Source organism: Microbacterium sp. NPDC019599 (assembly GCF_040632175.1).
Taxonomy (GTDB): domain Bacteria; phylum Actinomycetota; class Actinomycetes; order Actinomycetales; family Microbacteriaceae; genus Microbacterium.
Map to the genome: position 1 here is coordinate 21,298 of NZ_JBEYBL010000009.1, position 6,236 is coordinate 27,533.

General features: G+C 72.1%; 5 protein-coding genes. 1 reads left to right on the top strand and 4 read right to left on the bottom strand.

Features of this window, described 5'->3' with window-relative positions; translation table 11 throughout:
• The first annotated feature begins 1 nt into the window (after position 1).
• A complete protein-coding gene (locus ABZ477_RS14930; protein ID WP_360134622.1) occupies positions 2-553 on the top strand; it encodes a hypothetical protein in 552 nt (183 codons plus the stop codon).
• Positions 554-629: 76 nt separating this feature from the next.
• On the opposite strand, the gene ABZ477_RS14935 is transcribed toward ABZ477_RS14930, so the two are convergent.
• From ABZ477_RS14935 to ABZ477_RS14950, 4 genes are all read right to left on the bottom strand, one after another.
• Positions 630-1,580: an aldose 1-epimerase family protein gene (locus ABZ477_RS14935; protein WP_360134625.1), complete on the bottom strand. Its 951-nt coding sequence runs from the start codon at positions 1,578-1,580 to the stop codon at positions 630-632.
• Between the two features lie 121 nt (positions 1,581-1,701).
• Positions 1,702-3,213 (bottom strand): L-arabinose isomerase, encoded by a 1,512-nt coding sequence (araA, locus tag ABZ477_RS14940; protein ID WP_360134628.1) that lies wholly within the window; start codon positions 3,211-3,213, stop codon positions 1,702-1,704.
• Positions 3,214-3,312: 99 nt separating this feature from the next.
• Positions 3,313-4,896 (bottom strand): FGGY-family carbohydrate kinase, encoded by a 1,584-nt coding sequence (locus tag ABZ477_RS14945; protein WP_360134630.1) that lies wholly within the window; start codon positions 4,894-4,896, stop codon positions 3,313-3,315.
• Positions 4,893-5,642 (bottom strand): L-ribulose-5-phosphate 4-epimerase, encoded by a 750-nt coding sequence (locus tag ABZ477_RS14950; protein WP_360134987.1) that lies wholly within the window; start codon positions 5,640-5,642, stop codon positions 4,893-4,895. Before ABZ477_RS14950 ends, ABZ477_RS14945 begins: the two co-directional genes overlap by 4 nt.
• Positions 5,643-6,236: the final 594 nt, after the last annotated feature.

Sequence of the window (6,236 nt, forward strand, 5' to 3'; positions counted from 1 at the left end):
CGTGCACGCGGGACACGACGAGGCGGCCCTGCGGGGGCGACGGGATGCCTCGCCCGCCGCGTGGGCGGCCGTGACGGCCTTCACGGCCGTCGCTGCGTGGGGCGCCGGGCTCATCCAGCTCGCGCTCGGCGCGGGAGTGCTCACGGCGTCGGATGGCGGGAGGGCGGTAGGGGTGCCGCTCGTCCTGCTCGGCTCCGCGAGCATCGCGTGGGGGGCGGCGGCGCTCGCCCGCGGGCGCGTCATCGCGCCGCGGGCGAGCGTCGCGGGGGTGCTCTCCGGGATTGCGGCCACGGCCGTCGCGGTGTGGGTCGATCCTGCCCGGACGAGCGTGATCGCCGCGGGGGCGGCATCCCTGCTCCTCCTCGCGGTCGGGATCGTCTGCGGCCGCGCAATCCGGGGAAGGGGCACGGATGCTGCTCCCCCGCGGGTGGGTGCGCTTCTGCTGGCCGCCGTGCTGGTGGCCGGGGTCGTGACCCCTGCCCTCGCCGCGACCGAGGCGGGGCGCCTCGGCGGCGGCGGGCACGGGGTCGTCCAGGGCGGGCACGCCCACTGACCCCGTCGGCCCGGTCGGGGTGTGCGCCGGGTGCGGGCGTTTCGTCTCGCTCCGCTCGCTCAACGACCCAGGCGGATCAGATCGCGGCGATGCGCCAGGACGCGGAGGACTCCGCGCCGGGCTCGAGCACGATGAGGCCCGCGTCGTAGGAGTAGGAGCCGGCGTTGAAGGCGTCGGGAGCGCACGTCATGGGCTCGACCGCGAGGCCCGCGCGGTGGCCCGGCTGGGCCGGCCCACCGGGGAGGTCGGCCGTGTGGATCTGCACCCATGGGCACGCGGCATCCCACGTCATCTCGACGCCCGTGCCTGCAGGGTCGGTGACCCGCACGGTCGCGGTACCCGACTCGTCGCGGACGAGGCCCGAGTAGGCGTGGTCGATCTCGGCGGCGCCGATGGTCCGGGCCTCGCGGAAGTCGAAGCGCGCGGCGTCGTCGGCGTCGACGGGGCGCAGGTCGGTCGGGATGAGCCGGTCGTCGGTGACGAGGAGGACCTCGGCCGCCGGCAGCTCGAAGGTCCACTCGTCCAGCGCGCCGGCGCCGGCCACGAGGTACGGGTGCGGGCCGGTCCCCCACGGCGCGGGCTGCGCGCCGGCGTTGCGCGCCGTCACGGTCTGGACGAGGCCGTCGGCGGCGAGCCGGTAGGTCGTCGTGACCTCGACCCGCCACGGGTAGCCGGCCTGCGGCTCGATCGTCGCCGCGAGCGTCACGTGGTCCGATCCGGCATCCGTCACCTGGAAGTCGAGCCAGGCCGCGAGCCCGTGCAGGGCATGTCCGCGCTCGGGCTCGGTCAGCGCCAGGACATGCGCCGCGCCGCCGAACGAGTAGTGCCCGTCGACGACGCGGTTCGGCCACGGGGCGAGCGTTGCGCCGCGGTAGCCGGTGCGCAGCTCATCGGCCCCGAACGGCACGACGAGGTCGCGGCCGTCGAACCGCAGCGTCCGCAGCGATGCGCCGACGCTCGCGACGACGGCTTCGTACTCCCCGCAGCGCAGGGTGTGCTGGATGCCCGAGACCGGGATGCGTGCCATTGGATGGATTCCTCTTCGTCGAAGTTTGTTGCCGAGTCCCCGAAAACGGTTCAGTGTACGGCGCCCGGGGTGCGCGCGTCGACCCGCCGCGGTCAGCTGCGGCGGGTCGACGCGGCCGGGATCAGATGCCCTGTGCGAGGCGGTAGTACGCCTGGTTCCAGCGGAGCTCGCGCTGGAAGTCGCGCACCGTCGAGTCCTCGTCGATGACGACGAGCTCGGTCTTGGCGATCTCGGCGAAATCGCGGAAGACCTCGATGCCGACCGCCGTCGTCATGACCGTGTGGTGCGCGGCCCCGGCCGCGAGCCAGCACGCGGCGCTCGTCGCGAAGTCGGGAGCGGGCTTCCAGATGGCGCGGCCGACGGGGAGCTTGGGCAGGTCGGGCGCTTCGACGTTCTCGACGACGTTCGCGACGAGGCGGAACCGGTCGCGCATGTCGCTCATCGCGACGACGAGCGCGGGACCGGGGTCGGCCGTGAAGACGAGGCGCACGGGGTCGTCCTTGCCGCCGATGCCGAGCGGGTGGATCTCCAGGCGCGGCTTGGCCGTCGTGAGCGACGGGGCGACCTCGAGCATGTGCGCGCCGAGGATCCGCTCCGAGCCCGGGACGAGGTCGTACGTGTAGTCCTCCATGAGGCTTGCGGCGCCGGGCAGGCCCGCGCCCATGACGTTCGCGACGCGCACGAGGATCGCCGTCTTCCAGTCGCCCTCCGCGCCGAAGCCGTAGCCCTCGGCCATGAGCCGCTGCACCGCGAGACCGGGCAGCTGCTTGAGCGCGCCGAGGTCCTCGAACGACGTCGTGAAGGCGCCGAAGCCGCCCTCCTCGAGGAACGAGCGCAGTCCGACCTCGATCGCGGCGCCGTCGCGCAGCGACTGGTGACGCTCGCCGCCCGGGAGGAGCTCGGCGACGACGTCGTACTGCTCGATGTACTCCGCCACGAGGGCGTCGATCTCGGCGTCGGTCGCCTGGGCGACAGCATCCGCCAGCTCGTTCACACCCCACGTGTTGACCTGCACCCCGAAGCGCAGCTCGGCCTCGGTCTTGTCGCCCTCGGTGACCGCGACGTAGCGCATGTTGTCGCCGAAGCGCGCGAGCTTGAGCGTGCGGGCCGCGGCCCAGCCGGCCGACGCGCGCTGCCAGTCCTCGATCTGCTGCAGGACGACGGGGTTGGAGACGTGCCCGACGACCGTCTTGCGCGCGACGCCGAGGCGGGTCTGGATGTACCCGAACTCGCGGTCGCCGTGCGCGGCCTGGTTGAGGTTCATGAAGTCGAAGTCGATGTCGGCCCACGGCAGCTCGACGTTGGCCTGCGTGTGGAGGTGCAGGAGCGGCTTCTGCAGCGCGTCCAGGCCCGCGATCCACATCTTGGCGGGGCTGAACGTGTGCATCCAGGCGATGACGCCGATGACGTCGTCGCGTCCGTTGACCTCGAGGGCGAGGCGGCGGATCGAGTCCGAGTCCTTGAGGACGGGCTTCCAGACGACCTTCACCGGGAGGCCGGCCAGGCCCTCGGCGACGGCCTGGGACTGCTCGGCGACCTGCCGGAGCGTGTCCTCGCCGTACAGGTTCTGGCTGCCGGTGACGAACCAGATCTCGTACTGGTCGAGGGAGGTGGGGAGGGGTGTGCGGGTCATTTCGGTTTCCTTCGAGAGGCTGGAGGCTTCGATGTCCCGAACTTGGCCGCTTGAGAGGCCCCATTGCGGCGAAGTCGGGGACATGGAGTCGGGGGTGGGTCAGAGGGCGGAGACGGCGGCGGCCTCGACGGCGAGGCCGGCCCGGTAGCGGTCGAGGTAGGCGGCGAAGCCGGCGACGTCGGCGGGGTCGGGATCGACGGTGTCGATCGCCGCACTTGCGAAGACTTCGTCGCGCAGGTAGGCGCCGAGGTCGGATCCGGATGCCGCGAGGAACGCGGCGAGCACCGCGATGCCCCACGCGCCACCCTCGGACGCCGTCTCGCCGACCGCGACGGGTGCGCCGAGCGCGCCGGCGAGGAAGCGCTGCGCGACGCCGGCCGTGCGGAAGATCCCGCCGTGCGCGAACATCGCGTCCAGCGCGACGCCTTCGCCCTCGAGCACCTTCATGCCGAGCGCGAGCGTGCCGAACACGCCGTACAGCTGCGCGCGCATGAAGTTCGCGAGCGTCAGGCGGCTGTCCGGCGTGCGGACGAACAGCGGGCGCCCCTCGGCCAGGCCCGCGATGGGCTCGCCGGCCAGGTGGTTGTACGCGACGAGGCCGCCGGCATCCGCTTCTCCCTCCAGGGCCTCGCGGAAGAGCGCCTCGAAGACGGCGTCACTGTCCAGGGGTGCGCCGGCTGCGGCCGAGAAGCGCGTGAACAGGCCCGCCCACGCCGCGAGCTCGCTCGCGCCGTTGTTGCAGTGGACCATCGCGACCGGGTCGCCCGCGGGCGTCGTCACGAGGTCGAGCTCGTGGTGCACCTCGGTGAGTGGCCGCTCGAGGACGACCATCGCGAAGATGCTCGTGCCGGCGCTGACATTGCCCGTGCGCGGGGCGACCGAGTTCGTCGCCACCATGCCCGTGCCCGCATCGCCCTCGGGAGGGCAGAACGGGATGCCGGGGCGCAGCGCCCCTGTCGGGTCGAGCAGGGCCGCACCCTCGGCGGTGAGCTCGCCCGCCGCAGCGCCCGCGGGGAGCACCTCCGGGAGCAGATCGCCGAGGTTGGCCTGAAGTGCCGAGCCGGCGACGAGGGCGTCGTACTTCTCGACGAGCGCCGCGTCGTAGTCGCCCGTGGCGGAGTCGATCGGGAACATGCCCGACGCGTCGCCCACGCCGAGCACATCGCGGCCCGTGAGCTTCCAGTGCACGAAGCCGGCGAGCGTCGTGAAGGACGCGATCCGCGCAACGTGCGGCTCGTCGTCGAGGACGGACTGGTCCAGGTGCGCGATCGACCAGCGCAGCGGGATGTTGACGCCGAAGAGCTCGCTCAGGCGAGCGGATGCTGCTCCCGTCGTCGTGTTGCGCCACGTGCGGAACGGCACGAGCAGCTCGCCGGCGTCGTCGAACGCGAGGTAGCCGTGCATCATGGCCGACACGCCGATCGCGCCGAAGGTCTCGGGCCGGACGCCGTGGCGGCGCTGGACGTCCGCGACGAGGTCGGCGTACGCGGCCTGCAGGCCCGACCAGACCGACTCGAGCGAGTATGTCCACACCCGATCGACGAACTCGTTCTCCCACTCGTGGCTGCCCACGGCGAGGACCGTCGTCGGGTCGTCGGCGGCGACGAGGCACGCCTTGATGCGCGTCGAGCCGAGCTCGATGCCGAGGGCGGTGCGGCCCTCGGCGATGGCCTGCGCGCTCACGAGGCGTCCTCCGCGTCGCGGCGCTGGTAGGAGGCCTGGCCGTAGACGTTCTGGTACCGGTCGAACAGGCGGTCGATCGCCTCCTGCGGGATCGGGATGAGCGGACCCGCCTCGCGCGCGTAGTGCACCGTGCGCGCGACATCCTCGACCATGACGGCGGCCTTGACGGCGTCCTTCGCCGAGACGCCGATCGTGAACGGCCCGTGGTTCTGCATGAGCACAGCCCTGCTGCGGTGGCCCGTCAGCGTCTCGACGATGCCGCGGCCGATCGAGTCGTCGCCGATGATCGCGAACGGGCCGATCGGGATCGGCCCGCCGAACTCGTCCGCCATCGCCGTGATGACGCACGGGATCTCCTCACCGCGCGCGGCCCACGCGACGGCGAAGGTCGAGTGGGTGTGCACGACTCCCCCGACCTCGGGCATGTTCCGGTACACGTACGCGTGCGCCGCCGTGTCGGACGACGGACTGCGGTCGCTTCCGGGAGTGCTCGGGACGACGTTGCCGTCCAGATCGCACAGGATCATATTCTCCGGCGCGAGGTCGTCGTAGCTCACGCCGCTCGGCTTGATGACGAACAGGTCAGCGCCCGGCACCCGGCCCGAGACGTTGCCGCCCGTCCAGACGATGAGGTTGTAGCGGACGAGCTCGCCATGGAGCTTCGCGACATCCGCGCGCACCTCCGCGATGGCGGCCTCGATCTCGGGGCTGAAGGGGGCTGCCGGCTTCGACGCCGGGTCAGTCACGGTCACGGGTTCCTCCGTCGGTGCTCGTGCGGCGGGGACAGGATGCCGCGACCGCCGGGAGTGATGTTACCGGTAACATCGGGTCTTCGCCAGCGGCCGCCTGTCGAGTCGCCAGAACTTCTGGCATCTCGGCATCCGTTGACCGGAACTTCTGGTGAATCGGCGGGATGCTTTGCGCCCGGCCATCCGGCCACCCTCGAGCCTTCCGGCGCGGCCGGCAGCCGCCTCGGCGCTCGACATGCCAGAACTTCTGGCACCTCGGCATCCGTTGACCGGAACTTCTGGCGTCTCGGCGGGATGCTGTGCGCCCGGCCATCCGGCCACCCTCGAGCCTTCCGGCGCGGCCGGCAGCCGCCTCGGCGCTCGACATGCCAGAACTTCTGGCATCTCGGCATCCGTTGACCGGAACTTCTGGTGAATCGGCGGGATGCTGTGCGCCCGGCCATCCGGCCACCCGCGAGCATTCCGGCACGGCCGGCAGCCACCTCGGCGCTCGACCTGCCAGAACTTCTGGCATCTCGGCATCCGTTGACCGGAACTTCTGGTGAATCGGCGGGATGCTGGGCGCCCGGCCATCCGGCCACCCTCGAGCAT

What these genes read in the sequence shown, in the direction of transcription:
- ABZ477_RS14935 (WP_360134625.1), bottom strand. Translation starts at nt 1,580, where the DNA reads ATGGCACGCATCCCGGTCTCGGGCATCCAGCACACCCTGCGCTGCGGG.
- araA (WP_360134628.1), bottom strand. Translation starts at nt 3,213, where the DNA reads ATGACCCGCACACCCCTCCCCACCTCCCTCGACCAGTACGAGATCTGG.